At 35.3% G+C, this 26,500-nt stretch carries 24 protein-coding genes, 1 other RNA gene and 2 pseudogenes; 13 read left to right on the top strand and 14 right to left on the bottom strand.

Annotated elements, in window-relative coordinates; translation table 11 throughout:
- Positions 1 to 34 precede the first annotated feature (34 nt).
- From ACJTDF_RS01475 to ACJTDF_RS01435, 9 genes and pseudogenes are all read left to right on the top strand, one after another.
- Positions 35 to 538 carry a hypothetical protein gene (locus ACJTDF_RS01475; RefSeq protein ID WP_407965844.1) on the top strand — a complete coding sequence of 168 codons (504 nt, stop codon included), beginning with the start codon at positions 35 to 37 and terminating at the stop codon, positions 536 to 538.
- A 120-nt stretch (positions 539 to 658) separates the two neighbouring features.
- Positions 659 to 1,632 (top strand): annotated as a pseudogene (gene trbB / locus ACJTDF_RS01470) (P-type conjugative transfer ATPase TrbB).
- An 11-nt stretch (positions 1,633 to 1,643) separates the two neighbouring features.
- The gene (locus tag ACJTDF_RS01465) at positions 1,644 to 2,039 is read left to right on the top strand and encodes a TrbC/VirB2 family protein (RefSeq protein WP_407965843.1); all 396 of its coding nucleotides are present in this window, start codon (positions 1,644 to 1,646) and stop codon (positions 2,037 to 2,039) included.
- Positions 2,039 to 2,344 carry a conjugal transfer protein TrbD gene (locus ACJTDF_RS01460; RefSeq protein WP_407965842.1) on the top strand — a complete coding sequence of 102 codons (306 nt, stop codon included), beginning with the start codon at positions 2,039 to 2,041 and terminating at the stop codon, positions 2,342 to 2,344. Before ACJTDF_RS01465 ends, ACJTDF_RS01460 begins: the two co-directional genes overlap by 1 nt.
- Positions 2,344 to 4,848: a transporter gene (locus ACJTDF_RS01455; protein ID WP_407965841.1), complete on the top strand. Its 2,505-nt coding sequence runs from the start codon at positions 2,344 to 2,346 to the stop codon at positions 4,846 to 4,848. Before ACJTDF_RS01460 ends, ACJTDF_RS01455 begins: the two co-directional genes overlap by 1 nt.
- Complete coding sequence (trbJ, locus tag ACJTDF_RS01450) at positions 4,823 to 5,560, top strand: P-type conjugative transfer protein TrbJ (protein WP_407965840.1); 738 nt, start codon at positions 4,823 to 4,825, stop codon at positions 5,558 to 5,560. The genes ACJTDF_RS01455 and trbJ overlap by 26 nt, the downstream gene beginning before the upstream one ends.
- Positions 5,561 to 5,680: 120 nt before the next feature.
- On the top strand, positions 5,681 to 7,048 hold the full coding sequence (gene trbL / locus ACJTDF_RS01445) for a P-type conjugative transfer protein TrbL (RefSeq protein ID WP_407965839.1): 1,368 nt from the start codon (positions 5,681 to 5,683) through the stop codon (positions 7,046 to 7,048).
- A 434-nt stretch (positions 7,049 to 7,482) separates the two neighbouring features.
- On the top strand, positions 7,483 to 7,761 hold the full coding sequence (locus ACJTDF_RS01440) for a hypothetical protein (protein ID WP_407965838.1): 279 nt from the start codon (positions 7,483 to 7,485) through the stop codon (positions 7,759 to 7,761).
- Between the two features lie 69 nt (positions 7,762 to 7,830).
- Positions 7,831 to 8,031 (top strand): type II toxin-antitoxin system RelB/DinJ family antitoxin, encoded by a 201-nt coding sequence (locus tag ACJTDF_RS01435; RefSeq protein WP_407965837.1) that lies wholly within the window; start codon positions 7,831 to 7,833, stop codon positions 8,029 to 8,031.
- 113 nt (positions 8,032 to 8,144) lie between these two features.
- On the opposite strand, the gene ACJTDF_RS01430 is transcribed toward ACJTDF_RS01435, so the two are convergent.
- Both ACJTDF_RS01430 and ACJTDF_RS01425 read right to left on the bottom strand, forming a co-directional pair.
- Entirely contained in the window at positions 8,145 to 9,383 is a 1,239-nt protein-coding gene (locus ACJTDF_RS01430; protein WP_407965836.1) for a type II toxin-antitoxin system HipA family toxin, read from the bottom strand.
- Positions 9,380 to 9,595 carry a type II toxin-antitoxin system Y4mF family antitoxin gene (locus ACJTDF_RS01425; protein ID WP_407965835.1) on the bottom strand — a complete coding sequence of 72 codons (216 nt, stop codon included), beginning with the start codon at positions 9,593 to 9,595 and terminating at the stop codon, positions 9,380 to 9,382. Before ACJTDF_RS01425 ends, ACJTDF_RS01430 begins: the two co-directional genes overlap by 4 nt.
- A gap of 352 nt (positions 9,596 to 9,947) precedes the next feature.
- Here ACJTDF_RS01425 and ACJTDF_RS01420 point away from each other — a divergent pair, with 352 nt between their 5' ends.
- Both ACJTDF_RS01420 and ACJTDF_RS01415 read left to right on the top strand, forming a co-directional pair.
- Positions 9,948 to 10,631 carry a ParA family protein gene (locus ACJTDF_RS01420; protein ID WP_407965834.1) on the top strand — a complete coding sequence of 228 codons (684 nt, stop codon included), beginning with the start codon at positions 9,948 to 9,950 and terminating at the stop codon, positions 10,629 to 10,631.
- Complete coding sequence (locus ACJTDF_RS01415; protein ID WP_407965833.1) at positions 10,628 to 11,011, top strand: hypothetical protein; 384 nt, start codon at positions 10,628 to 10,630, stop codon at positions 11,009 to 11,011. Before ACJTDF_RS01420 ends, ACJTDF_RS01415 begins: the two co-directional genes overlap by 4 nt.
- 38 nt (positions 11,012 to 11,049) lie before the next feature.
- Here the strand turns inward: ACJTDF_RS01415 and ACJTDF_RS01410 are convergent.
- From ACJTDF_RS01410 to ACJTDF_RS01360, 11 genes and pseudogenes are all read right to left on the bottom strand, one after another.
- Positions 11,050 to 11,211: pseudogene (locus ACJTDF_RS01410) on the bottom strand (transcriptional regulator); the annotation flags it as partial.
- A gap of 786 nt (positions 11,212 to 11,997) precedes the next feature.
- Positions 11,998 to 13,662, bottom strand: coding sequence for a BID domain-containing T4SS effector (locus ACJTDF_RS01405; protein ID WP_407965832.1), 1,665 nt, complete (start codon positions 13,660 to 13,662; stop codon positions 11,998 to 12,000).
- A 518-nt stretch (positions 13,663 to 14,180) separates the two neighbouring features.
- A complete protein-coding gene (locus tag ACJTDF_RS01400; RefSeq protein ID WP_407965831.1) occupies positions 14,181 to 15,002 on the bottom strand; it encodes an outer membrane protein in 822 nt (273 codons plus the stop codon).
- Positions 15,003 to 15,792: 790 nt separating this feature from the next.
- Complete coding sequence (locus tag ACJTDF_RS01395) at positions 15,793 to 16,527, bottom strand: pyridoxine 5'-phosphate synthase (protein ID WP_407965830.1); 735 nt, start codon at positions 16,525 to 16,527, stop codon at positions 15,793 to 15,795.
- Between the two features lie 81 nt (positions 16,528 to 16,608).
- On the bottom strand, positions 16,609 to 17,730 hold the full coding sequence (locus tag ACJTDF_RS01390) for an ATP-dependent RecD-like DNA helicase (protein WP_407965829.1): 1,122 nt from the start codon (positions 17,728 to 17,730) through the stop codon (positions 16,609 to 16,611).
- 328 nt (positions 17,731 to 18,058) lie between these two features.
- Positions 18,059 to 18,934: a tRNA (adenosine(37)-N6)-dimethylallyltransferase MiaA gene (miaA, locus tag ACJTDF_RS01385; RefSeq protein ID WP_407965828.1), complete on the bottom strand. Its 876-nt coding sequence runs from the start codon at positions 18,932 to 18,934 to the stop codon at positions 18,059 to 18,061.
- 71 nt (positions 18,935 to 19,005) lie between these two features.
- Entirely contained in the window at positions 19,006 to 20,496 is a 1,491-nt protein-coding gene (locus tag ACJTDF_RS01380; protein WP_407965827.1) for a Do family serine endopeptidase, read from the bottom strand.
- 130 nt (positions 20,497 to 20,626) lie between these two features.
- Complete coding sequence (gene hflC, locus ACJTDF_RS01375; protein ID WP_407965826.1) at positions 20,627 to 21,550, bottom strand: protease modulator HflC; 924 nt, start codon at positions 21,548 to 21,550, stop codon at positions 20,627 to 20,629.
- A 2-nt stretch (positions 21,551 to 21,552) separates the two neighbouring features.
- A complete protein-coding gene (hflK, locus tag ACJTDF_RS01370; RefSeq protein WP_407965825.1) occupies positions 21,553 to 22,683 on the bottom strand; it encodes an FtsH protease activity modulator HflK in 1,131 nt (376 codons plus the stop codon).
- A 131-nt stretch (positions 22,684 to 22,814) separates the two neighbouring features.
- A complete protein-coding gene (locus ACJTDF_RS01365) occupies positions 22,815 to 23,324 on the bottom strand; it encodes a dihydrofolate reductase (protein WP_407965824.1) in 510 nt (169 codons plus the stop codon).
- Entirely contained in the window at positions 23,321 to 24,115 is a 795-nt protein-coding gene (locus tag ACJTDF_RS01360) for a thymidylate synthase (protein ID WP_407965823.1), read from the bottom strand. The genes ACJTDF_RS01365 and ACJTDF_RS01360 overlap by 4 nt, the downstream gene beginning before the upstream one ends.
- Before the next feature lie 182 nt (positions 24,116 to 24,297).
- Between ACJTDF_RS01360 and ACJTDF_RS01355 the strand changes: the two genes are divergently transcribed.
- Positions 24,298 to 25,605, top strand: coding sequence for an MFS family transporter (locus ACJTDF_RS01355; protein ID WP_407965822.1), 1,308 nt, complete (start codon positions 24,298 to 24,300; stop codon positions 25,603 to 25,605).
- A gap of 81 nt (positions 25,606 to 25,686) precedes the next feature.
- On the opposite strand, the gene ACJTDF_RS01350 is transcribed toward ACJTDF_RS01355, so the two are convergent.
- Positions 25,687 to 25,992, bottom strand: a complete 306-nt coding sequence (locus tag ACJTDF_RS01350) for a DUF2853 family protein (protein WP_407965821.1) — start codon at positions 25,990 to 25,992, stop codon at positions 25,687 to 25,689.
- 88 nt (positions 25,993 to 26,080) lie between these two features.
- On the opposite strand from ACJTDF_RS01350, the gene ssrA reads away from it, so the two are divergent.
- Positions 26,081 to 26,440: a transfer-messenger RNA gene (gene ssrA / locus ACJTDF_RS01345) on the top strand.
- Positions 26,441 to 26,500: the final 60 nt, after the last annotated feature.

Here is a 26,500-nt window from a genome sequence, read left to right as displayed (position 1 = left end):
ATTACAAAAGCTTTTCTTACGGCAAAATATATACGTGCAAGATCTTGAGAAAACGCTAATATCTAAAAAATTACATGATGTCCGAAGTAATCTATATAATCATATTCGTGATGTTGGTAAAAGTAGCAATTTACCATTGCTTCTTGATACGGAACGTGATTTTATAAAAGATGATTTATTTCGTTATGCTAATAGCAAGGCTATGGTTAGCAGTCTTAAAATGGCTTTAGTTGAAATAGATGTTATTAAAGATCATGTAGTACTTGTTTCTGATCCTAAGCAATACCAATCAATAAATAGGGATCATAGCTTGCCAAAAAATCGTAAAGGTCGTTTACCTTATGATGAAGCGCGACAAGCCATGGCGTCGCATTATACACGATTAGGAAATCTCGATAAAGCGCGTTCAACAGCTGCTGAAAAATTGGTTATTGAAGTGCGTCGTGATAATATGAAGATCATGCGGCGGCTTTATGAGAAGATGCAAGCTAAGGCTATTGGTATAGATCTTAAAAATGATAAAGATTTTTCTCTTTAAAAAACCAAAGTGGGGATAAATTCTATCGAACAGGTATTTTTTGTTGCTCAGATTCATCTTGTAGATTAATATCTAAATTTCGCTTTATACGGGGACTTAGGCGTTATATTGGGGGGTAAATTGTCTATAACTGCATTGAAAAATGAGACGATTTCTGAACAAAAAAGACGGCTCATTGAGAAGATGCGTTTTGAATTTGGGCAGCAGGTATGCGGTTATCTGCAAGATCCAACAGTTATCGAAATAATGCTGAACCCTGATGGAACTTTATGGGTTGAACATTTAGGCGAAGCAAAAAAGCAGTAGGGATGATGGAAGCCCATTGGGCTGAAGCTGTAATGGGAACAGTAGCCACTTCTCTTGGTACTCAAATCACTAAAGAATGTCCTATTCTTGAATGCGAACTTCCGATAGATGGAAGCCGTTTTGAGGCGGTAATCCCACCCATTGTTGCAGCACCAGCATTTACAATTCGGAAAAAAGCAACACAAATTTTCACGTTAGATGATTATGTTGAAAAGAATATTCTTACTTCACAGCAAAGGTTACTTTTAAAGTATGCAGTGAAAAATCACAAAAATATCCTTGTTGTTGGTGGAACAGGAACGGGGAAGACAACTTTGACAAACGCAATCCTCAAAGAAATGACGGATACATTTCCGGAAGAGCGTTTTGTGATTATTGAAGATACTGCTGAGCTTCAATGTGCTGCACCTAATACAGTAACGTTTCGGGCTGTTGAATATATAGATATGACGCGATTACTCAAAGTAACGATGCGTATGGCGCCTGATCGCATTATTGTTGGTGAAGTAAGAGATGGTGCGGCTTTAGCCCTCTTAAAAAGCTGGAATACTGGTCATCCAGGTGGCATAGCAACGGTTCATGCTAATGATGCTTCAACCGGTTTAACAAGAATTCAACAATTAATAGCAGAAATAACGATCGCTCCTATGCAACACCTGATTGCTGAAACAATTGATGTTGTTTTAAGTATTGAAAAAACTTCTTCCGGTCGAAAAGTTAAAGAAATTATTGAAGTGTGTGGATACGACTACACAGCCAATAAGTATAAAACCAATCCAATTTATTAAAGGAGAAAACCATGCACGTATCTTCAATTTATACGAAGAATAATTTCTATAGTCAGATGACAGTTTTATTTACTATGGGAGTTGTTATTCTCCTATTTTTTCTTTTGGGAGATATTGCTTATGCTTCTGACGCGACAGCTGGAGGAGGTGCAGCTTTACCATGGGAAAAACCTCTTGAAACACTAAGGAAATCAGTTTCGGGACCTGTTGCTTTTGCTGTTTCCTTGCTGGGTCTTGTGGCGGGTGGAATTGCTTTGATTTTTGGGGGTGAAATTAGCGAATTTGTGAAGAGAATTATTTATCTTGTTCTTGTTATTAGTGTTATTGTTTTTGCAAATACTCTTCTTACAGGCGTTCTCTTTTCTGGTGCTGTTGTGCCTGCAAATGTAGTGGTTGGAGGATTATAATGGGGGGCAAAAGACAAACACAATTATTTCGTTCTCTTCATCGTCCTCAACAAATTATGGGAGGAGAGCGGGAATTAATGCTGCTTTCGATGCTTTTGACTGGTATTCTGATTGTTTCGGCTATGAATATTGTTGCAGCTAGTGTTGGTCTTTGTATTTGGTTTATTTGCCTTTATGTGCTGCGGAGAATGGCAAAGTTTGATCCTGTTTTGTCTCGAATTTATATCCGTCAATTGAAATATCGTCGCTATTATGCGCCTTTTTCAACGCCCTTTCGTGTTGCACAGTCAGTAAGGCCATATTAATGCTTAAATTAAAACATTTTCGTTCATCATTAGCAGGTCTTCCTGATCTTTTGAATTTTGCTGCATTGATTGATGATGGTATCGTTTTAGGCAAAGATGGTTCTTTGTTAGCTGGTTTTTTTCTTCGTGGGGATGACCCCATGTCAATGACAGATACAGAGAGAAATTACATAACGGGATTAGTGAACACATATCTTTCTCGTTTTCATTCAGGATGGGCAATATGGATAGATGCTATTCGTGTAGAATCCCCCAGTTATCCGGATGCAGCATTATCCCATTTTCCAGATCCTATTACGGCATTAATTGATGCAGAAAGACGTTCTTATTTTAAGCGTAGTGAGATGCATTATGAAACAGAATATGCTCTACTGATCCAATATCTTCCTCCGACGCGCAAATCATCTAAGTTAGGGGAAATTGTCTATGATGATGATAGCATCGAAACAACCACCCCTGCTGAGCGTTTGTTAGAAGACTTTAAAAAGAAAATAGAAGATTTCTTTATTGGTCTTGGTGATCTTCTTAAAATGCAACGCATGAAAACTATTACTTTTAATAATGGTAAAGAAACCTATAAAAGTGATCAGCTTGTTAATTATTTACATTATTCGATTAATGGGGAGGCCGTTACTCTTCGAATACCGGACTGTCCTATGTATTTGGATTCATGGCTTGGTTATAGAGATTTATGGCCAGGAGATACGCCACGGCTTGGAGATAAATTTATCACCTGTATTTCAATTGATGGTTTTCCAGCAGCGAGTTATCCGGGTGTTTTAGATGTTCTAGATGGTTTACCTTTACATTATAGATGGTCAAGCCGTTTTATCTTTATGGATCAGCATGAAGCTATTACAACCTTAAATAAATACCGATTAAAATGGCAGCAAAAGGTTAGAGGTTTTTTTTCTCAAGTCTTTAAAACCAATAAGGGAACCATTAATACGGATGCTCTATTGATGACCCAACAAGCTGAAGCGGCCATGAATGAAGCACGATCAGGTCTTGTTTCTTATGGTTATTATTCTCCAACTATCGTTTTGATGCATGAAGATCGTGAGGTTTTGGCGGAAAATGCCAGACTAGTAAAACGTGAAATTGAACATAAAGGCTTTGCTGCACGCATTGAAACAGTCAATACAATGGAAGCGTGGTTAGGATCAATTGCTGGGCAAACCTATCCCAATATTCGAAGACCATTAATTAACACGCAAAATCTTGCAGATATGTTACCTCTTTCGAGTGTATGGCCAGGATTACAAAACAATCCTTGTCCTCTTTATCCTGAGAACTCTCCTGCTTTATCTCAAGTGGTAACGACAGGGGCCACCCCTTTTCGTCTTAATTTACATGTTGATGATGTCGGCCACACTCTTGTTTTTGGACCAACTGGTGCAGGAAAATCAACGCTTCTCGCTTTTTTACTTGCGCAATCATGTCGTTATTGGTCAAAAGCGGCAGATAAGAATGGCAAGCATCTTCCGGCGTATATAACAGCTTTTGATAAAGGTCGTTCATTATTTACTTTGTGTCATGCTGTAAGTGGCCGCCACTATGATATTGGGGAAAGTGATGGGAGTTTAAGTGCTCTTATGCCTCTAGCAGATGTTGATACGGAGGCCGATAATCTCTGGGCTCAAGAATGGGTTGCAATTTGTTACGAACTGCAGACAGGGCGCTCTCCAACACCAAAGCAAAAGATGGAAATTCATCGTGCAATGCAGCAAATGAAGCAGACGCCTAAGCATATGCGTTCATTAGGCAATTTTGTCACGACAGTTCAAGATAAAGAAATTCATCAAGCTCTTCTGCATTATACACTTTCTGGTGCTATGGGGCACTTGTTAGATGGGCAAAAACCTCTTGAAGAAGAGCATAATTTCGTTGTCTATGAAATTGATGAATTGATGAAGTTAGGAGATAAAAACGCTTTACCGGTTTTGCTTTATCTTTTTAGGCGTTTTGAAAGAGGTTTAAAAGGACAACCCTCCATTCTTTCGCTAGATGAAGCGTGGGTTATGCTTGGCCATTCTGTTTTTCGTGAAAAAATCCGTGAATGGTTAAAGGAGTTGCGCAAAAAGAATTGTCTTGTCCTTATGGCTACGCAAAGCCTGTCAGATGCAGCACGTTCTGGTATTCTTGATGTTCTCCTTGAGCAATGTCCTACAAAAATTTTACTTCCTAATGAGGAAGCAGAAACGAGGGGTACTGAAGGAGCACCGGGAGCGATAGATCTCTACAGAATGATTGGTCTGAACGACAAAGAAATTCAAATTATCAAAACAGCCAAAAAGAAAAGGCAATATTATTATAAGTCTGTTCTTGGCCGTCGTCTTTTTGAATTAGGATTAGGAGAGGTTGCTCTCTCTTTTGTAGCGATTTCCAGTAAGGAGGACCTTGCTGAAGTTCAAAAACTTATCACTGAAAATACAGAAAACTGGCCTTTAAAATGGCTTACAACAAGGGGGATCACTTATGACCAATATTTGGAAAAAACTTAAACTTCTTTTTATTCTAAATTTTTTTTCTTTAATTTATTCTTCTCATACCTTTGCATTCGTTTGCACGAATTGTGCAACGGTTTGGAACCAAATGAATCAATATGTTGAAACTGTTCAAACGCAAATTAACACTGCAAAGCAGTTAGAACAACAACTCAAACAATATCAAGATATGATCAAGCAAGGGCTTTCCTATTCAAGTCCAGAATTTAGTGGTTTGCAAACCACCTTGCAACAATTGCAAAAAGTCTATCAAGACAGTCAGAGCCTTTCCTATAATATGAGTGATTTAAATAGCCGCTTTGAAAAGATGTATCCTGGCTATGAGAATTATTTAAAGAATACCGGAAAAATGAATCCTTCCCAAGATTATAAGAAGTGGGCTGAGAGTGGTCTTTCTAATTCACGTATTGCTATTGAAGCAGCAGGGATCAATACGAGTATGTTTGATGATGAAGATAAGCTGATGGAAAAACTCATTAATCGTTCAGCAAGCGCAGAAGGACGGATGCAAGCGATACAAGCAGGAAATGAAATTGCTGGCCAGCAGGTTAAACAATTGCAATTACTTCGAGAATTGGTGGCTAATAACACTACTTTGCAAGCAAATTACACAGCCAATGAAGTCGAGCGAAGAGCAAAAGATGATGCACATCTTGAAAGGTTTTTTAATGAGAAACCGACTTCTACAGATCGTGGACATGGATTTTAAGAAAGATATCGTGAAATGATAACAAACAATATAAAAAGCTATAAAATAGTAAAGAATATAAAATCTATTTTATTAATATTATTATTCCTTTGCATAGGATGTGTTTTTTCAGATCTCTCTTTGGCAGATTCTATAGATAATACAAAAGAATTTAATGGTTTTTTAGAGTTAATAAAACAACAGTCTGGCCAATGGTATTCAAAATTACACTATTATGGCTTTCGTCTTTTTTGGTTGCTAGCTGGGCTACAATTTCTTTTTACTTTTATCCCCCTCGTGTTTAAGCAAGCTGATATTGCTGAGTTTGTTGGAGAGCTTGTAAAGTTCATTCTTGTTATTGGTTTTTTTGCTGCTCTTTTAGAATATTCGCAACAATGGGGTACTGCGATTGTCGATAGTTTTCGTACTGCAGCAGCTCATGCAAGTGGAAGAAACAAAGAATTGTTTCCAGGAGATCTCTTGCATGAAGTCGTTAAAATTGTTGCAACTATGCTAAACACTAACACTTGGAATCCGCTAACTGCTGTATTAATTGCTCTTCAAGCATTTATTGTTTTCATATGTTTTGGTTTTATTGCTGCTTTTATGGCTGTTACGCTCGTTGAATCGTATATTATAATTAACGCTTCTGTTTTATTTATGGGTTTTGGTGCTTCACAATGGACGCGAGAAATAAGTATAACAACATTTCGTTATGCTGTTTCTGTTGGTGCAAAGCTATTTGTGCTGACACTTATAGTAACTTTGGTGACCGATTCTTTAGTGACATGGAGAAATGCTTATAATGATTCTGCAGCTTCAAGCTGGACATTGTTAGGACTCGCTTTATTGTGTGCGTATTTAACCAAATCTATTCCAGACATTATTGCAGGTTTAATTTCTGGTTCAAGCACTAGTGGAGGTGCAACGATTGGAGCAATGGCTGGTGTAGCAACTGGTGCAGCTGCTGGATTAGTCTCTGGAGGGATGATGGGTGCTGCAATGGGAGGTATGAAACAAGCAGGCAGTAGTGGTATGGGCGGAATAGGCGGTATGAGTGGTATGGACTCTTTGGGAGGTCTAGGTGGTATTTCCGGTAGCGGTATGGGAGGTATGGGAGGCATGGGAGGCATGGGAGACGCAGGAAATAGTATTAATGCTTCCCAAATGACGGGAAATCCTTTTAAAGAGAGTGGGAATAAACCTCAATATTATCCTGAAAATCCTCGAATAACAGGAGGAGGGAGATTGTCGAGAGGAACTGATCAAGTTAAAGATCAGTCTCTTACTCAAGGAATGGCCAAAGCTGTTGATGCTGGCTTAAAAGTTATAGGCACTTTATCGGCTCTCACAGTTCCAGGAATGGAAAATCCAGCCAATTTTAATTTCAATTCTTCTCCAAGTTTACCAGAAGATGATGATATGGAGAATTCTCAATCAAATGAAATAGAAACAAATGATATTGCTGCAAATACAATTTCAGCAGAACCAAATGAAGAAGATAAATGATAACTTTTGGGTTATCAATTAAAATAGAAAGAGGCTATTGTCTCTTTCTTCCTTCGCTTGCATTTTAGATTATCTCTTAAAATCCATGTCCACGGTCTGTAGAAGTCATCTCTTTTTCAGTACGCTTTAGGCGTTCTTGAAACGATTCTTTACGATTATCACATCCTACGACAGTTAATGTAAATAATGCCATTATACAGAATAAAATAATTTTTTTCATTTTTTCCCTCTTTATTATATTTTCACCAAATGAGACTTGGGCATTAATTATTTATAATAAAAACTTATAAAAACAGTACATAAGCTTTTTATAATATAGATTAAGCTTTTGATGACATATACTTAGAACGAAGAAAACAAAACTAGTTATGGAAACAACAAAAATAAAATATATCATTTCTTCTGTCCAACCTGTTGTGGACATTGATATGTGAATGGAAAATACTATTATTGCGACAAAGCTTACAGCCGATATGAAAGAGCTTAATATCGATAAAAAGGGAAAGAATATTTTTAATGGAGTATTAATCCATAAAAGAAAAAGTATAAGGAATTTCTTTATTGCTGAAAAAACGCTTCTTTTAATAACAGTTGTGATATTTTTCTTTTTATTTAAATTAAAAGCTTGGCTATTACTTTGGTTAAGCGCCATTCATCCCCCCGTATCATCAACTTATTTTTTAAATTCTAAGATTTCTCTCTCTTTATTATAGAGTTTTAAAATTTAGTTGTCACCATAATGTAACTACATTATAATAGCAAGAGAAAATAAGGTATTTTAGATGAAAGCTGATGCTATCGTACGTGCTCGTATTCCCAAAGAAATGAAAGAAAAAGCAACAAAGACACTGGAACAGATGGGCTTAAGTATGTCTGATCTCATTCGTTTAACATGTTTACGTGTTGCTGAGGAAGGTCGTTTACCGTTTGATATTACGATACCTCATCAGAGGATACATAAAGTTATTTCTGAACGAAAATAATAGTTGATATAAGAAGTATTTATTATTTACGTACAAAATATTTAGTAAATATTTAACTGTTTATCCATAACATTGTGAGATTTTATCATTTATGATGAGTTAAAGAAGGAAAATTAAAGTTTTAAATGTTGAGAACGTTTTTGAATAATATTGATGATTGCATCAAAGACTTCAGAACGCAAACCTTCACTCTCGAGTTCTTTTTTTAATTTTATTGCTTTATCATTGATTAAAACAGTCATTCTTTTTATTTGCTTTTTAAACGACAATTGAGCAGCTTTAGTATCCGAAACCAGTTTATAAAAATGACGCAAATATATATTTTTAGGTATATATTCTCCTCCTATTTTCATAGCCATTTTTTGAGATAAATTTGCATAAATAGCTGTGCTTAATAAATCATATGCAGGAGCAAGTTCTGGTTTTTTCCGTTTGTAAAGTAATGAAAAGTTTTTACCATGTGCATCAGCATTACCAATTAAATAATTAAAAATAACTATATTAAGGAAATTAAGTTGATCAACAGCAGGATGCAACGTGTGTTGAAAGATAATGTTTTGACACGCAGCAATACTAGGTCCTCCTTCACATTCATATTTAAATTCTGGAGAAATACTAAGTGCCTGACAAAAATCTTCTTGATGAATACGCAACACCACTCCATTGGAAGATATCTGACGATCATATCGAGTGATAAGATAATAAGGTGTATTATTTACAAAATGTAAATGCACTTCTGGCACATTAATGCCTACGATTTTTGCCAATTTCATACAGAAAAGTTCATTATGCGCACTATCATTAATATGTTCAATTAGCGGTTTCAAAATATGAGTAGTTGGTGCGCCTCCTTTAATGAGCTGAACATGGTTATCTTTAAAGCCAACTGCTAATTTATCTTGCGCTCCAGCAAGAGATAATCTGTAACCATCATCTCCAGCAAGCATTGGACGACGTTTAATACACTCAAGTATTTCTTTTAATTGAGCTTCATCGAGGGTTTCTATATCATTAGTTGGCAAATTTGGAACTTGTCCATGTGGATATAAAGCGAGAGCTCCAGCACAATCTCCACCAACAACTTTAAGTAAGGCAAAAGAATTTTGTTCAGAAAGACCTAAGTAAGTTGCTAGACGCTGTCTTACACTTTCATCAGGTAAGAGACCAGAAAAAAAAGCTTTTACTGGTTGACCTTTATAAGCTTCAACACGTGGAGGAAGAGAGACAGAAATACCTTGTAAGTCTTGTTGCAAATAGTCTCTATCGTAGAGAAAAATGAGATCTCCACTGTTTTCTTGATGCAATTGACCGATGCGTTTTGTATGCAAATAAACATCAAGTGTACGGGTCATAATTTTTCATTTCCAATTTTAATGTCAAGACCTAGCATTGCAAGCACATGTATGGCTTTTCCAACTTGACAAGATTCTTTTCCTTTTTCTAAATCACGTATAAATCGTACACCAACCTCTGATGTAGCGGCTAATTGCTCTTGCGTTAATCCTTGTTTTTTGCGTGTGTTTTTAACAATCAAACCCAATATTTTTATTTTGGTTTTCATCATAATCATCCCTTTCGGGATGATTTTATCATTTTTTGTTTTTATTGCAATAAAATAAACCCGTACGGGACGTTTTTTATTCTGTTTTAAAAAGCATCATATAAGTTTTGAAACAGCTATTCGTATTTTTGCGTGCTATAGCCATCCAATGGCAAATAAAATAAATAGTAATTATTTATTATTTACGTACAAAATATTTAGTAAATATTTAATGAATAATTATAGATAGTTGTTCGTGCTATTTACAGCTGTAGGTTCATGTCAATAACCTTAAACAGTATGTATGTTAAGCATATGTTAAATGTATGCTGTGTATACATATAGCATCTGTAAAACATAAGTAAGGCTTTTGTGTATGCCAACAATTGTATTTTGCTCAACAAAAGGTGGTGTTGGAAAATCAACATCAGCACTTATTCTTGCACAAGTTTTGGCTCAACATGGATCAAAAGTTAAAATAATTGATACTGATCCTAATCAACCTATTGCTGATGAGTGGTGGCAAAATGCTAGCACTCATGATCCACTTAATATAGATGTTCAAGGAGGGATTAATGAAAACACTATTCTGGACGTCATAGATGAAGCAGTTAGTACTCATAGTTTCGTTATTGTTGATCTTGAAGGATCAGCAAATATAACAGCGTCATATGCTATTAGCCGTTCCGATATGGTTATTATTCCTATGTCTGGAACAAAACTTGATAGTCGTGAAGCAGCAAAAGTTGTTTCTTTTATAGCTCGCGAGGGAAGAGCCAGACGGAGTAATATCCCTTATCGCATTATGTTCTCAAAAAGCTCTGTTATACAAACTCGAGAAGAAAAAGAAATTCGCAAAGAATTGACTGAAGCAAAACTTCCTGTTTTAGAACATGGAATGATGAATAAGGCTGCTTTTTCTTCTATCTTTAGTTTTGGATGTACTCTTTATCAGCTCAATAAAGAGGATGTATCAAATGTTGCGTCTGCTATAGAAAACGCTGAGCAAGTTGCTGCTGATATTGTGCAAGCATTAAAAATCGAAGGAATAATGTCATGATAAAAGAACGTAAGCCAACATTTTCAATTTTGAATAATTTATCCACTTTAGAACCTACAACAAAAGCTCTCAAACGCAATAAACAAGATATTGATAAGATTGCTCAACAAAGTGGTTTTACAACCCGTCATGGATCTTTTGAAAAGGTAAAAGAGTTTATTTTAACTAAATCTGGTTCTGTTGATGGACGTTCTAAGCGTCGCAGTATGAAAACAAACCGTATCACTCTTGCAGTACGGCCAGAGGTTGATGAAGAATTTCGTGCACTTGCTGAAGAATTGACGCCGCCCGGACAAAATCTTTTAACTCTCGGTGATGTTTTACAATTTTTAATCCATTTCTATAATAACTCTGGAAAAAATGATAAAAAGAAAAAATAGATTTTAAGTTTATCCTTTTCGATATAAAAATTCGTCCTTTATGATTGTAGAGGAGGTTGAAATGGAATATGACAAAGAGGACGTACTACGGGCTGGGTATTTTTTAGCGCCTGCGCTAAATCGTAGTTTGTTTGCATAGCTAGCCAAGCACGTGCAGTGCTTACACCAGCCATTTCAAGTCTAATAGCCAAATTATGGCTTTACCTATCCCAACAAATCTATCCATAATGCATATTATTACATAGATATAAGTAGATTACAAGTAAGCTGTTAAAGCCTTGAAATCGCAATTGTTCTCGCAGACGAACCCAACCAAGTTTGGGAATTCTTATCTTGGAACCTTGCAACTGTATTTGATCATTGGTTAAAGTAAAACGATCCTATCTATGAAAGAGAAGCTGGTTTAGTTGAAATAGCTAGACTCCTCCTCTCTGAAAACCATAGATCAACATCAACTGATCAATTTTTTACATCTATAGAAAAAAACAAGAAACGAAGCTTGAGATTATAGAGTCGATACTAATCTCATTGTGATTTTTAAAGGTCTTTACGGAATAATCAATGATGCGTGTTAAATAAGCGCCCCCCTACACTGATTCATGAGTTTGACACATGAGAACAATGAAGTACTTTAAGTAGTCTTCTCGCCATCAGCGCTATATTTTGTATCAATTTTTCTTTAACATAACTAAAAACTACCTTTGTCACGCTATTACACTGTTATTAAATAGATTCTAATCATGCAAATAAAATTGCAGACCAACACCTTCCTTAGTACTTCTAAATTTTTCCGCTTAAATACAAGCAAGAGCATTAACTAAGCCTTTCAAGCTTCCACACACTCTTTCTTTGAATTCAGCAATAAAAAACTAATCATAGCATTTTTCTTCATATCTCAAATGAAACAACATCTGACATTTAGACACCTCGATTTTGAGAGATCTTTTTCAAAATTCCTCCTATAAAATGAAATGAAAGAATATATTTTAACAAGCTATAGACATTGTATTTAAACGACTCATTCTAACTACCCGTAATTGCTTTTGTAATTCTTTGGCTTTCTTAACGACTTCTGTAATTTCTTTTGCTTTGCAGATTGGTATGTTAATATTTTGAGCGAGTTCTTCATAATTATTACTATCCATCGCTTCACGTTCATGTGGCGAAAGACGAGAATTAACTTTAACCATAAAATCACAAAGATCCGCATTAATAAGCAGATGAGCCTCTAATTTCAAAGCTTCTGGCCACATCTCTTCTGGCATATCAAGAAAGCGTTGCACTGTCTTGGCCGGCATTTTTACTACTTGCGCACAACGTTTTTGTCTTCTTTGATGCTCTTTAAGGATTTCACGTCTAGAAGCTTTTATAACACTTGCATAATTTTTAACTGCATCAACAAGTTTACACAAATTCTCAGTATGGTCAGTTTTTTTGCGTACGAAATTCTTTACACTAAATATTTTATTATTACGATACTCAGCGGAAGAATCCATAATCCATTTAGCAAACGTTTCTACCAAAATTGGCTGTATCCGAATTATGCGCATCACTCCATTCAATTCATCCGCATTTCCATAAATAATTCTTGCATAATGTTGGACTTTTTTTTGTTGCGCTTGCACAGAGATATGCTCTGTAAGCTTTTTAGTAATTTCATTTTTCGTCAAATTATCTAATTTTTCTCCTGGGATAAAAATTTCTTTAAATTCTTTAGTATCTAGAACTTTAAAAGTGACCTTATCACCAAGCTTGAATGTGCTGAATTGTTTCGGTGTAAAACAATCTTTACAGCAGCTTACATAAGCATTTTCTGTTTCTACTACAATGCGATCTAGATCAATGAATCTACAGACCCCCTTATAGAGCACACCTTCTCTTGCAGCTATAATAAGTTTGTCCTCCAACTGGACATTCCCAACTGCCTTCATCTCTTTCAAGTCTCTTATGCATTGCTTTAAAATTCCCACCTTTTTTAGATTGGAAATATCTTCAAACAAATGCTCCAAAGGCCTTATATCTTGATTTCTTATAGACATAACACTCACATATGTCATACGCTTTTTTGTCACAACAGAGAAATCAAGTTTATGGCCCGCAGCTCTGGCAAGCTTTACAAAAAACACTCGTTGTGTGCGTCCATTACCTTCTCTAAAAGGATGTATATAATTGATCATAGCAAACAGTTCTGCTGCTTCATGAATAAATTCCTCACGTGATAAGCCTTGTAAATTATTTTTCTGAGCAAGTGTTAGATCGAATAATTTTAAACTTTCCTCAATCTGTTTACCAGACGCAAACTTAACATCGGAATCGCTTTTTGACATGCCGAGCATCATAGCGGTCGTGCCATCTGAAAATGTAAATGGAACATTACGGGTGCACCCAGCCCATTCAAATGTATGCTGAAATAAACGACCATGCAAATACTTTAGATAGGAAGAATCAAATCGCTCTGGATTAGGCTCTTGCAGCAAATTAACAGCTTCTTTTGCTGTATCATGCGCATGTCTCACCTCTAACTTATCAAGGTCTGTGATTCCATATTTATTTTTCAGCACTACACTATTAAGATAAGTATAATGATAAGGCGAACACTCTTTACACATCTCAGGCTGTTCTAAGGTTACCACCATTTCACTTTTCTTCATAACAAATACCTTATAATTTATATCTGTAAAATTCCCCCATATATATCTTTATAAAATTTTAAATCTTTTAAGATAATAAAGCGCATCTTTCATTTACATAAAAATTCATGATTTATATCTCCTAATTCATAATACCATTGTAATTTCTTTGTGTTGAAAATTATAAAAATCATCAGATGATATTTTCATACACTCTGCTTCGCTTTTTAATACGCTGGTATAAAAAAGATACGTATCCTTATACTCTAATACTGTTTTGACACTAAACACTTATTATATCAGATTCTCTCTTAACTTATAAAAAATTGCATAAAATCAAATAAACTTCGCGAAATTAATAGACGTTAATCCATAATTTTCTTCATTCATATTAGCTAATAATACCTAAAAAATTTCATCATCTAATTAATGATTTATATTCAGTAATCCTTTTTCTGTGTATTGAAACAAATAACTTTTATAACATACACAGATAAGAGCCTCATCTTTGATAAAGCCTTTTAATAAGCTAATAAAATTCAAAATTTATAAGCTACACCAACAGAAAAGTCATTGATTTTATGGCTAATTTTAATCCTATTATTTATAATTTTCTTTTTACCAAAATCTGAATAATTGTATTCAGCACGTAAAACAAAATTATCAGTCATTGCAAAATCTAAACCACCACCAATTGTATAACCAGTCATTATCTTGGCATTAGAAACTGACTTAGAAACTCGTACTATAGAAGACTCTCTTGATTCTTCAGATAATGAATTACTTTTTAATGGCAAAGGAGACTTTGAATAAGTACTCTGAAAATGTGTATAAGAAACACCACCAGCAACATAAGGCATAACACGATCAACACCAAACCCGATACGCACCCGTGTAGCACCAAGCCATTTTTGTTGTAAAATTTGTTTTACAGCAAAATCTAGCTTAACAACATCCCTTACCTCAGCACCATCATAATTTTGTAAAAATTTATTAATATCAATAATTTTTATATCCTTTGCACCATACCAGCCTATATTTGTATCAAAGCCCAAAACAAACCCATTGTTAATATCAATATTTGAACCTGCATAAAAACCACTTACAATACCTGAAAGTTTAGGTAATGATTGATTTTTATTAATATCGTACTCTACGCCACTTTTGTCTATAAGATTGGAAGTAGTGTAACCTGAAAAACCACCAACTTTCCCACCAAAATAAAAACCCGTCCATGAAAAAGTAGGCAAAGAAATAACCGGTGCAATAATAGACGATTGATAAGGATACACAAAACCTGTCGCCTGCACTACAGATAGAAACTGACATATAAATAGATAAAATGCTATTAAATACTTCATAATACCCTCCGGTCACTAAAGCACAGAATGTTACATAATTTTTTCAAAGCCCAAAACAAACCTATTGTTAATATCAATATTTGAACCTGCATAAAAATCACTTATAATACCTGAAAGTTTAGGTAAAGAAATAACCGATGAAATAATAGACGATTGATAAGAATACATAAAACCTATTTTCTGCACTATAGATAAAAGCGGACATATAAAATTCTACATGATCACTAAAGCACGTAATGTAACATAGTTTTTTCAATGAATCTGCAGTAAAAATAATACAGTTATAAAAAATAATTAAAATATTGCTGAATTTATAACTTTCTATAGTTCTGTACTGAAATCATCAAGCATTAATTAATATTATTTTTTTTATTTTATTAATTACATATTGAGCTTTAAAAACTATAATCTAATAACAAAATAATTTTTTAAGTGATTGAGATAATTAAACAAAGCATTCCCTTATACTTTTAATTATTAAAAATTAGGAGCTTTTTTAATTTAAAATAAATATATTTATATTCCAACTGAAGTTAATTTACCTTTAGAAAAGACATTACCCACCAGATCTTAATTAAAATTGCAAAATTATTTTATTCAAATCTGATCTCAATTCATCTTTTCTAGATTTCTTTCCTAATATTGTTGTGCTTTTGCTGCAGAAAGCAATAATTTTAATAGCTAAGTAAGAATCTAAGCTATTGCATAATAAATAGTACTTTTCAACAATGACATAAAAGTCTTTAGATACTAAATACAATACATCGTTACAATTTCTTGAATAGATAATTTATACCAATAATTGAATGAAACGCTGAACAGTTTCATGCATCCCATATTCTAATGCATCAGCGATAAGCCCGTGACCAATAGAAACTTCATTAATCCAAGGAATTCGATTAACAAGAGCAGGAAGATTAGCAATTGTTAAATCATGACCTGCATTAATATTTAATTGTAATTGCCTTGCTTTTTGTGCTGCTAGAACTAATTTATCTAGCTCCTGTATTTGCTTTTCTTCATCATCAAACGCACCACCATAAGGTCCAGTATAAAATTCTACACGATCAGCGCCAATAGCTTTAACGATCTCAAGATCATCTAAAACTGTATTAGCGAATAATGACACACGAATATTTTTTGCTTTTAAGCGCTGAATAATAGGCGCTAAAAATTCTGCACTGCTAGCAAAATCCCAACCATGATCCGAAGTTGACTGATCTGGAGAATCAGGAACAAGAGTAATTTGATCAGCATATTTCTCTGCTAAATCTAAAAATGTATCACTTGGATAACCTTCAATATTAAATTCAGCACTAGGAAAAGCATTATTCATTAAAAAACGTATTTTGGGTAAATCAACAAAACGGATATGTCTTTCATCCGGACGGGGATGAACCGTCAAACCTGCTGCACCTGCAGAAAGTGCTATATATCCAATTTTTTCAATACTTGGCCATGGAAGATTACGCCTATTGCGCAAAACGGCAACAGCATTAAGATTAACTGAAAGTTTTATTGCCACACACTACCCCACTTCTATAATCTTCTGATATTAAGAAAAAACATATCTCAGCATAATATCAAACAATAAAATATTCTTGAGCTATCGAACAATTGTTAAGCGCTCTGCTGCCCGTGTAATTCCTGTATAAAGCCATCGTGCGTACATATCACGAAATGCAAAACTTTCATCAAATAAAACCACATTATCCCATTGAGACCCCTGAGCTTTATGGACAGTTAATGCATATCCATAATCAAAATCATCATATCGTTTTTTTAATTGCCACGAAATTTGATTATCAGGATTCTCAAAGATTGCTTTCAGAAGTTTAACTTTTGCCACACCACGTTCACTATCTTCTGGCTTAATAATAAGATTTATGCCTGGCTTAACAGTTTCTTTCTGTGAAGTCATAACTTTCCATAAAGAACCATTCAATAAACCTTTAGTAGGATCACTTCGTAAGCATACAAGTTTATCTCCAACCTGTGGACAATCGGTTGTAAATCCCTTTAATTCACGTAAACGTTTATTATAAAGATAACGCGTTCGATTAATACCTACTAAAAGTTGATCAGCTTCCAGTACTAATTGTTGGGTAACCTCTTTACGAGTAACAACACGCGCTAAACCATAATCTCCATAAGAAATATCGCGTCCCTCACGCACATCCATAGCCAAACGAATAATTGGATTATCACGCGCTTGTCTATGAATTTCTGATAACAGAAAATCTGGTGCACTTTCAGAGAAAAAACCTCCTCCTGATATGGGAGGTAATTGATCAGGATCACCAAGAACAAGAATTGGTGTTCGAAAACTCATTAAATCACGCGCTAATTGTTCATCGACCATTGAGCATTCATCAACAATAACAAGTTTAGCTTGTGCAACTGGACTTTGTCGATTCAATGCGAATGTTGGTGTAAGGGATGTTTTACCTGTTATTTCATCAGACACTTCTTCTTCGCCACGAGGACAATAAATTAATGAATGAATGGTACGAGCATTACTGGCTCCCTTAGAACGCAAAACTTGGGCTGCCTTACCTGTAAACGCAGTAAATTGAACAGGACCATCAACTGTTTCAGCAAAATAACGAGCAAGTGTTGTTTTTCCAGTTCCTGCATAACCAAAAAGCCGAAAAATAGGTGATTTCCCATTTTTCAACCACGCGGCTACAGCCTTTAATGCATTATCCTGTTCTGGTGAAAACTGCATAACCTATAAAATAAGATTCGTACAAAAAGTGCAAGCGCTCTAAAAACCAACATTACTTTAAGTAAAAAATTCTTATATGTATGACATTTCGTAAAATAAAACCTATTATTACTAAACCTGTAAGTATACTTACAACAGTTAAACATATTACACATACATAATTAAACAATTCTGAAATCTTCTCAATCATTTCACAAATAAAGCTACTAAAATAAAATATTTTAAATTTTAATTGTCACGCCTTTCTGTCTTCATACAATTATCTTTAAAAGAAATTTCGTCTAAAATATTCTCTTCTTTTTAAGCTATCTTCAAGCTTTCAATATTTTTATGCAGCGATAATCTTCCATTCCCCATTTAATTGGTTACGAAACCACGTCATTTGCCTTTTTGCATATCTCCTAGTTTTTGTTTTCACCGTCTCAATAGCATTCTCAAAACTTAAATATCCGTCTAAATAAGCGATAAACTCAGATAAACCAATAGCTTTCATAGCTGGCAATAAAGGAGAAAGCATAAGCTGCTTTATAATAAAAACCTCTTCTAAAACTCCTTGTTCAAGCATATGATCCAGTCTCTTATTAATGTTCTCATAAAGCTGTTGACGTGGTGGAATGAGAAGAATCTTTTCTGAACAATCCTTTGCAATCAAAGATGTAGTTTTTTGTTTTTGCCACCAACTAAGTGTTTTACCCGTCACATCATAAACTTCCAAAGCACGTATAATGCGTTGACCATCTTGCGCACAAATACGCTTAGAGAGTGCAGAATCAACCTGTAATAACTGACGATATAGATTCTCAGCACCTTCTTCTTGAAGTCGACGCCGCCATTTTTGTCGACAAACATCTGGAATATCAGGAATTTCTGAAATTCCTTGCAAAAGAGCACGAAAATAAAGACCTGTTCCACCAACAAAAATAAGTGACTTCGATGTTATTACATTTAAAAGCTTTTCTACATCACGTAACCATTGTCCCACAGAATAACTAAGAGAAGGACTTATATAACCATAAAGATAATGGGGAAAAATTATAGTATCATCTTCTGTTGGTCGTGCTGTCAAAATATTCAAGGTATCATAAATTTGCATTGAATCAGCATTAATAATAACAGCATTTTTTTCTTGAGCTATTTTTAATGCAAGTTTTGACTTACCACTTGCAGTTGGGCCCGCTATCAATGTGATTGTCCTTTGTATCATGACAAGCAATGCCTTCATTTTTTTCTGCAAACATCGCTGTTATAAGCAATAACAGACAAAAATATTAAACATCAATCCATTTGGATTAATACAACCCGCAATTCGCCATCCGGACGAGCAACAACAAATAAAGCATTTTTACGCCCAGCTTCACGTAATTTACGAAAACGTTTTTTAGCATCTTCAATTGTTGTGATCATGCTTTGATTAATATCAACAATCACTTCACCAACGCGAAGACGTTTTTTATCAGCTACACTATTTTGTGCAACAGATGTTATAATCAACCCATTAAGCTTCTCTGCAATTGAGTAACGTTGACGCAAATCAGCTGTCAGTTCCGATAACGTCATTCCCATAAATTGCATTTCGATCTTTTTAGGTACATTATTATTTTCTTTATCACCAGACTTTTCTATTATATTTTCATCCAAATCTGTTTCCACCAAACGACCAAGCTTAACTTTCACTGTTTTCTCTTGCCCATCACGCAAAACTATAACATTGACTACTTGCCCTTCTAAACCTTCTGCTATTAAACGCGGCAAATCATGTATATTTTTAATTTTGGTATTTCCAAAGCAAAGAATAATATCACCAACATGTAGCTGACTATTATCAACTTCCGCATTTTCTATTTTACCTGCAACTAATGCTCCAACAGTGTTATCGAGTTTTAAATTTTTCGCAATATCATCTGTAACCGGTTGAATTCGGATAGCTAACCAACCACGTTTTACTTCTCCAAAATTACGTAACTGGTTAATAACAGAAAGAGCCATATCAGAGGGTATAGCAAAACCAATACCTATCGATCCACCAGAAGGAGAAACAATTGCTGTATTAATCCCAATCACCTCACCATTTCTATCAAATAATGGACCTCCAGAATTACCTCGATTAATCGCTGCATCTGTTTGAATAAAGTTATCATAAGGACCAGCATTAAGATCACGATTACGTGCAGAAATAATTCCAACCGTTACACTACTACCAAAACCAAAAGGATTTCCTATAGCCATAACCCAATCGCCAATACGTGCGTTTTCTGATCTACCAAAACGTACAGCCGTTAATTTTTTTCCTTTTGGCTCAACCTGAAGTAAAGCTAAATCTGTTTTGCTATCTTTCCCAAGCAATTTTGCCTTTAACTTTGTGCCATCAGCAAAATTAACTTCAATATAATCAGCATCAACGATAACATGATAATTTGTAACAATAAGGCCTTTTTGTGCGTCAATTACAAAACCCGATCCTAAAGAACGCATTTTTTGAAATTGGCTACCTTTCTTATCATCTCCAGGTGTAAAAAAATCATCAAAATATTCTTGCAATAATGAATCTTTTGGAATGATTGGCAAAGAGGTATCTTCATCCTGCTCAGTCCCATCAATTGTTTGCGTTGTAGAAATATTCACCACAGTATCTAAAAGCGTTGTAACTAAATCAGGCACTGATAATGGTCCATCTTGTTGCAAAACAACATTAGACCAACTTATTGATCCCGATAAAAACACAACTATAGAAATAGCAGCTACCGTAGTAAAACGCTTGAGAAACATATTTTTACCTATAATACACATTTATATGAAACTAGCACGCCCTCTACAATATCACACCACTTTCATCATCAAAGGAAGAATTCATAGATTGAATTTTTCATGAAATAACATGATCTTACGATGACTTTACCTATTTATCAATCACCATCTTATTATCCAATACCTCTACAGGCGCAAATATCTTATTTGCTTGTGGCGGATTACGGAAATAAAAAAAGAAGTCTTCTTGTGGAGAAATCACCATCGAAGTATTCTCTAAATTCTTGTACTGTTCCATTGCTAACCAAAAATCGTAAAATGCCGGATTAACTTTTCGTGCATTCAATAAAAGACGAATACTTTCGGCTTGCCCTTCACCACGGGTAATTTCAGCGTCACGTTTCGCTGTTGCTACGATTTCCTCATATCTACGATTAGCTTCTGCAATAATGCGATCCCGTTCTTGCTGACCACGAGCACGAATATCTTCTGCTGCAGCCTCACGTTCAGCTGCCATTTGTCGATACACATCCTCTGAAACAGCATCAGTTAAATCAGTTTTGCGAATCCGCACATCAACAATAGTGATACCCAAAGAGCCTGCATCTACAGAAAATTGGCGTTGTACCTCAGCCATCATCGCCCCACGTTCATCGGATAAAGCTGCTCTAAATTCTCGCTTACCATAAACAGCGCGCAAAGCATCAATAAAACGGGGTGCAAGATTTTCACGCGCAGCAATCTGTGGACGACCAGATGCAATGCGCTGTAAAAATAGTTTCGGATTTGTAATACGGTAAATAAAAAATGCATCCACTTCATAATATGCACCACCACGAACCTGAACAGACTGTGTAGGTAAGTCATAACGCAACAACCGATTATCAATAATAACAGTATGATCAAAAAAAGGCACTTTAAAATAAATACCCGGCTTAGGTTCTACATTAACAATTTGTCCAAAGCGCTTAATCGCTATCTGTTGACGAGGATAAACAATAAAAACAGACATCCATAAGGTTACAAAAACAAATATGACAGTCCCTAAAATAAAAAAGAAACGAGATTGCTGCATAATTAGTATCCCTTAGAAAGGTCAGAGTCCGATAGTATTACAGAATGCTTTGATTTTGTTATTGTTTTATTTGATGAACTGCCTAGCAATTCATTTAAAGGTAAATAAGATACCGTTGGAGAAGCTGTTTGATCCAAAATTACCTTTCTTGGAGAAGAAAGAATACGCCCCATCGTCTCCATATAGAGACGATAGCGAGCAGCCTCTGGTGCAGTCGCAGCTTCACGCGCTATAGCTTGAAAACGTTCAGAACGTCCTATTGCTTCTTCAATCATCTGCGCTTTTTCACCTTTTGCGACTTCCCGTGTGCGAGAAGCCTCACCATTTGCTAAACCCATCTTAGTAAAATGCACACGATTACCCTCTTCAATCATTCGCCCCCGTTCCTGCTCTGCCTGTTGAACAGAGTTAAACGCAGCAGCAACTTTAGTAGGAGGAGCAGCCTCACTGATTGACACACGATTTATTTCAACACCAAGTTGATATTTATCTGAAGTCAATTGGATGATTTTTTTGACGTCATCAGCAACTTCTTCTTTCTTATCACGCAAAACATCATCAACTGGCCGTGAACCAATCACCTCACGCATTGCACTTTCAGCAACTTGACGAACCGTACCTTCTTGGTCATTCACATTAAACAAAAACTGGCTGGGACTTGAAATTCGATAATACACAGAAAAATTAACATTAACGATATTCTGATCACTAGAAAGCATCAAACCTTCACCTTGTTGTAATTGACCAGACTGGCCACCAATAGCAATGGTTTTTTCTGTTAAAGGTACTTTCATATAAGTTTCAATTGGCCAAAAATGAAAATGTAGACCATCACTGATAATGCCTTCTTTAGGAACGCCAAAACGCAATTCCACAGCTTGTTCATTTTGTTGAACGATATAAATAGATTGAAAACACCAAAAACAGAAAGCAAGAAAAAACAATATAATAAAAACAGAACCGCCACCAAACTGCTTAAGCTGATCCTGCCCTTTACGAAAAATATCATCAATATTAGGACCATTACTACCACCAGAACCGAAAGGTTTTTTAGGCGATAGTTTTTTATCCCCATCGGATTTATTTCTATCGCCACTCCATGGGCCACTACCGTTTTGATTTGTCCAGGGCATTATTACCTCATTTAAATTAATGTTTTTAATCAAATTTTAATAATTTACAAAACTTGATCTTTGATTTCAGTTTAAAGCGCTTATTATTTTTTTACAATGTAAACAATAAATACTTTCAATATCTCAAACGATCATTTCCGCTCATAAATCACAAAACGCGTCGGATAATCGTCTTTATCACCTTCTGGAATATATTGTGTTTTAATAATAGTCCACTTTTCTTTATCAAAAAAAGGAAAAAAACTATCGCCCTCAATAAAAGCTAGGATCTCCGTGAAAAATATTTTATCAGCTATCTGTAACCCTTGTTGAAAAATTTCACTACCCCCAATAATAAAAACTGCATCTGCACCACTCTGGAAGGCCACCTGTTCTGCAACATGATGAGCCTGAGATAAAGAATGAACAATAACGGCACCTTCAGAGGCTAACGTACGATTGCGAGTAATAACAATATTCGTGCGGTCTGGTAAAGGGCGTCCAAGAGAATCCCAAGTTTTCCGTCCCATAATAATAGGCTTATTTAAAGTTAAAGCTTTAAAACGTTGCAAATCTGTTGATAAATGCCAAGGCATTGCACCCGCACAACCTATAACATTATTTTGTGACACAGCTGCAATCAAACAAACTGGAAGAGTCATACTGCCACCGGTGCTTTGATATGTGGAAAAGCTTCATAATTCAGCAACTCAAAGTCCTTAAATGTAAAAGAGAAAAGATTTTTTACTTCTGGATTGATAAGCATTGATGGTAACGCTTTCGGTGTACGAGATAATTGCTGTTCTGCCTGTTCAAAATGATTCAAATAAAGATGAGCATCACCAAGAGTATGAATAAAATCTCCTACTTGTAAATGGGTTATTTGAGCAATCATCATTGTCAATAATGCATAAGAAGCAATATTAAATGGAACACCCAAAAAGACATCTGCTGAACGCTGATACAATTGACAAGATAATTTGCCAGCAGCAACATAAAATTGAAACAAACAATGACAAGGAGGTAAAGCCATTTCTTCTATCGCTGCAGGATTCCACGCTGATACAATTAAACGACGTGAATCAGGATTCTGTTTAATCATAGCTAAAAGATTTTTTATTTGATCAATACTACGCCCATCCGGTGTAGGCCACGAGCGCCACTGATAACCATAAATAGGCCCAAGATCCCCCTTTTTATCAGCCCACTCATCCCAAATGGATACACCATGTTCTTTTAACCATGCAATATTTGTATCACCTTTAAGAAACCATAAAAGCTCGTAGATAATTGAACGCAAATGCAGTTTTTTTGTTGTCAACAGTGGAAATCCATCCTGTAAATTAAATCGCATTTGATATCCAAAAACCGACCTCGTCCCAACACCGGTTCGATCCAAGCGATCAATACCGTTTTTTAAAACATGGAATAAAAGATCAAGATATGCTTTCATATTAATGTTTATGCCCGATTCTGCCTACTGCATAAAATAGAAACTTAAAATTCACAAAAATGCAATGTAATAAGCATCAAAATGATTTACTTACAAGAAATTACCATTATACGATTGAATTTTAATGATTCAAATTGTAAGAAGCAAACTGTAAGCAACTTAATTAAAGAGGGACGATCTCCATGGAGAATGAAGGAACTTTAGTACTACATGATACAAAAAAACGTATTCGGTCTATCATATTTAGCGCCTCAGGTAATTTAGTAGAGTGGTATGACTTTTATGTTTATTCATTTGCTTCAATTTATTTTGCATCGCAATTTTTCCCTTCAGACGGCAACACTACACTCCAGCTTTTTAAAGCTGCTGTAGTTTTTGCTATTGGCTTTCTTATGCGTCCGATCGGTGGATGGCTCTTTGGCTTCATTGCTGATCGTTATGGACGCAAGCGTTCAATGCTTATTTCTGTTTTTATGATGTGTGGCGGTTCATTCCTCATTGCCATACTTCCTACTTATGAAACTATTGGAGCCTTAGCAGCAGTTTTTTTGCTTTTACTCCGAATGCTTCAAGGACTTTCTGTTGGCGGTGAGTATGGAACAACAGCGACTTATATGAGCGAAATTGCTATCAAAAACAAACGAGGATTTTTTAGCTCTTTTCAATATACTACATTGATTGGTGGTCAACTTCTTGCCAGCCTTGTTATATTTATTTTAGCGCTTTATCTCACAGAGGAACAACTAAAAGCATGGGGTTGGCGTATCCCATTTGCTATTGGTGGATTAGGAGCCATTGTTGCGATTTATCTTCGTCGTTCACTTCATGAAACAACAACTAAAGAGAGCCGCTCTAAAGAACAAGCTGGTAGTATTAGAGAACTTTGGCGTAACCATCGAAAAGCCTTTTTTCTAGTGATTGGTTTTACAGCTGGAGGATCACTAACATTTTATACCTATACAACTTATATGCAAAAATATCTCATTACAACTACTGGATTTGATAAGCATACAGCTACAACTATAATGACTGCTGCACTTTTTGTTTTTATGTTAATTCAACCAGCATTTGGTGCTTTAGCTGACAAAATTGGAACAAAAACTTCACTTCTTATTTGGAGTGTATTATCTGTGATCTTCACAATTCCTGGGCTTCAAATGATTGGTAATACTAACAATTCATGGGTTGCGTTATTAATCCTTATTGGAATGTTATGTATTATTAGTTTTTATACATCCATTTCTGGTATCGTTAAAGCAGAAATGTTTCCAGCTTCAATACGAGCAATGGGTGTTGGTTTATCTTATGCTGTCGCCAACGCATTATTTGGTGGCTCCGCTGAATCTGTAGCACTTTTATTAAAAGATATTGGATATGAATCTATTTTTTATCTTTATATAACTGGCATGATGGTTATTGCATTCATCGCAGTTCTTTTAATGCCTGATGCCAGAAAAAGTGGATACCTCCAAGGTGATGATATTCACTAAATATTTTCATAGTAAACAAAAAAAAGTCTAAAGAAATTTAGGCTTTTTTGAAATTATAATATAAGATTTAGTTTTAAATATTCAAATTTTACCAAGCGCATTAACCTGCTTGGCAATCAGATAATAAAAAGTCACACGATTTTTTTTGCGATCTCCCGACATCATTTCAGCAACTTTTGAAACAGCTTTTTTTGCGTTTTCCTTATCAACATCCAATACACTTTGGGCCCATTTTTCAACACGCTCTAACTCTTTTTGATCGGATGTGGAAACTAGCGATGCATCTTGATGACTCATTACCAAAGTTAAACGACGTCTAAGTCGTTCTATTACAGCTTCATCAGGATTTACATCATACAATTTAATATCTTCTAGATCATACATCATTTTGCAGTCCTTCTAACAATCAGTAACTATATACAACCACATCATATCTCTATCTCAATAATTAGAGGATTTAAAATATTAACAATCCCCCCTTTTCTAAAAACTGTTATTCGTTTATATTTAAAAGGCTGTCTTTTCAGCTATGGTAATAAATGGACAATGAAATAAACCAATTGGACCCGGGGGCGGTACCCGGCGCCTCCACCAAAATATAATCAAACAAAGATTATATTTTTATGGGGGCGAAACAGGATCGACAAGGGTGTAAAGATTGCTCTTTTACTCGGCATTGTACCACCGTTATCGGGCTAAATGAGTAGTTGCAAATGACAACTATGCGGAAGCACGTCTCGTTGCTGCTTAAGCAATGCGAAAGCTTCAAACTAAGTCTTAAACCGTCGCAGGTCTAAGCGGGGTTCGAAGGCACCTGGCAACAGAAGCCTTCACTTTTATGACTTATATATTTTGACCTGCCAGACGATATTTGAAATAAACTCGTGTTTTTCTT

It is taken from the genome of Bartonella bennetti (assembly GCF_045945445.1).
In the GTDB taxonomy this organism is placed as follows: domain Bacteria; phylum Pseudomonadota; class Alphaproteobacteria; order Rhizobiales; family Rhizobiaceae; genus Bartonella.
This window is presented reverse-complemented; position numbering and strand designations above follow the sequence as displayed.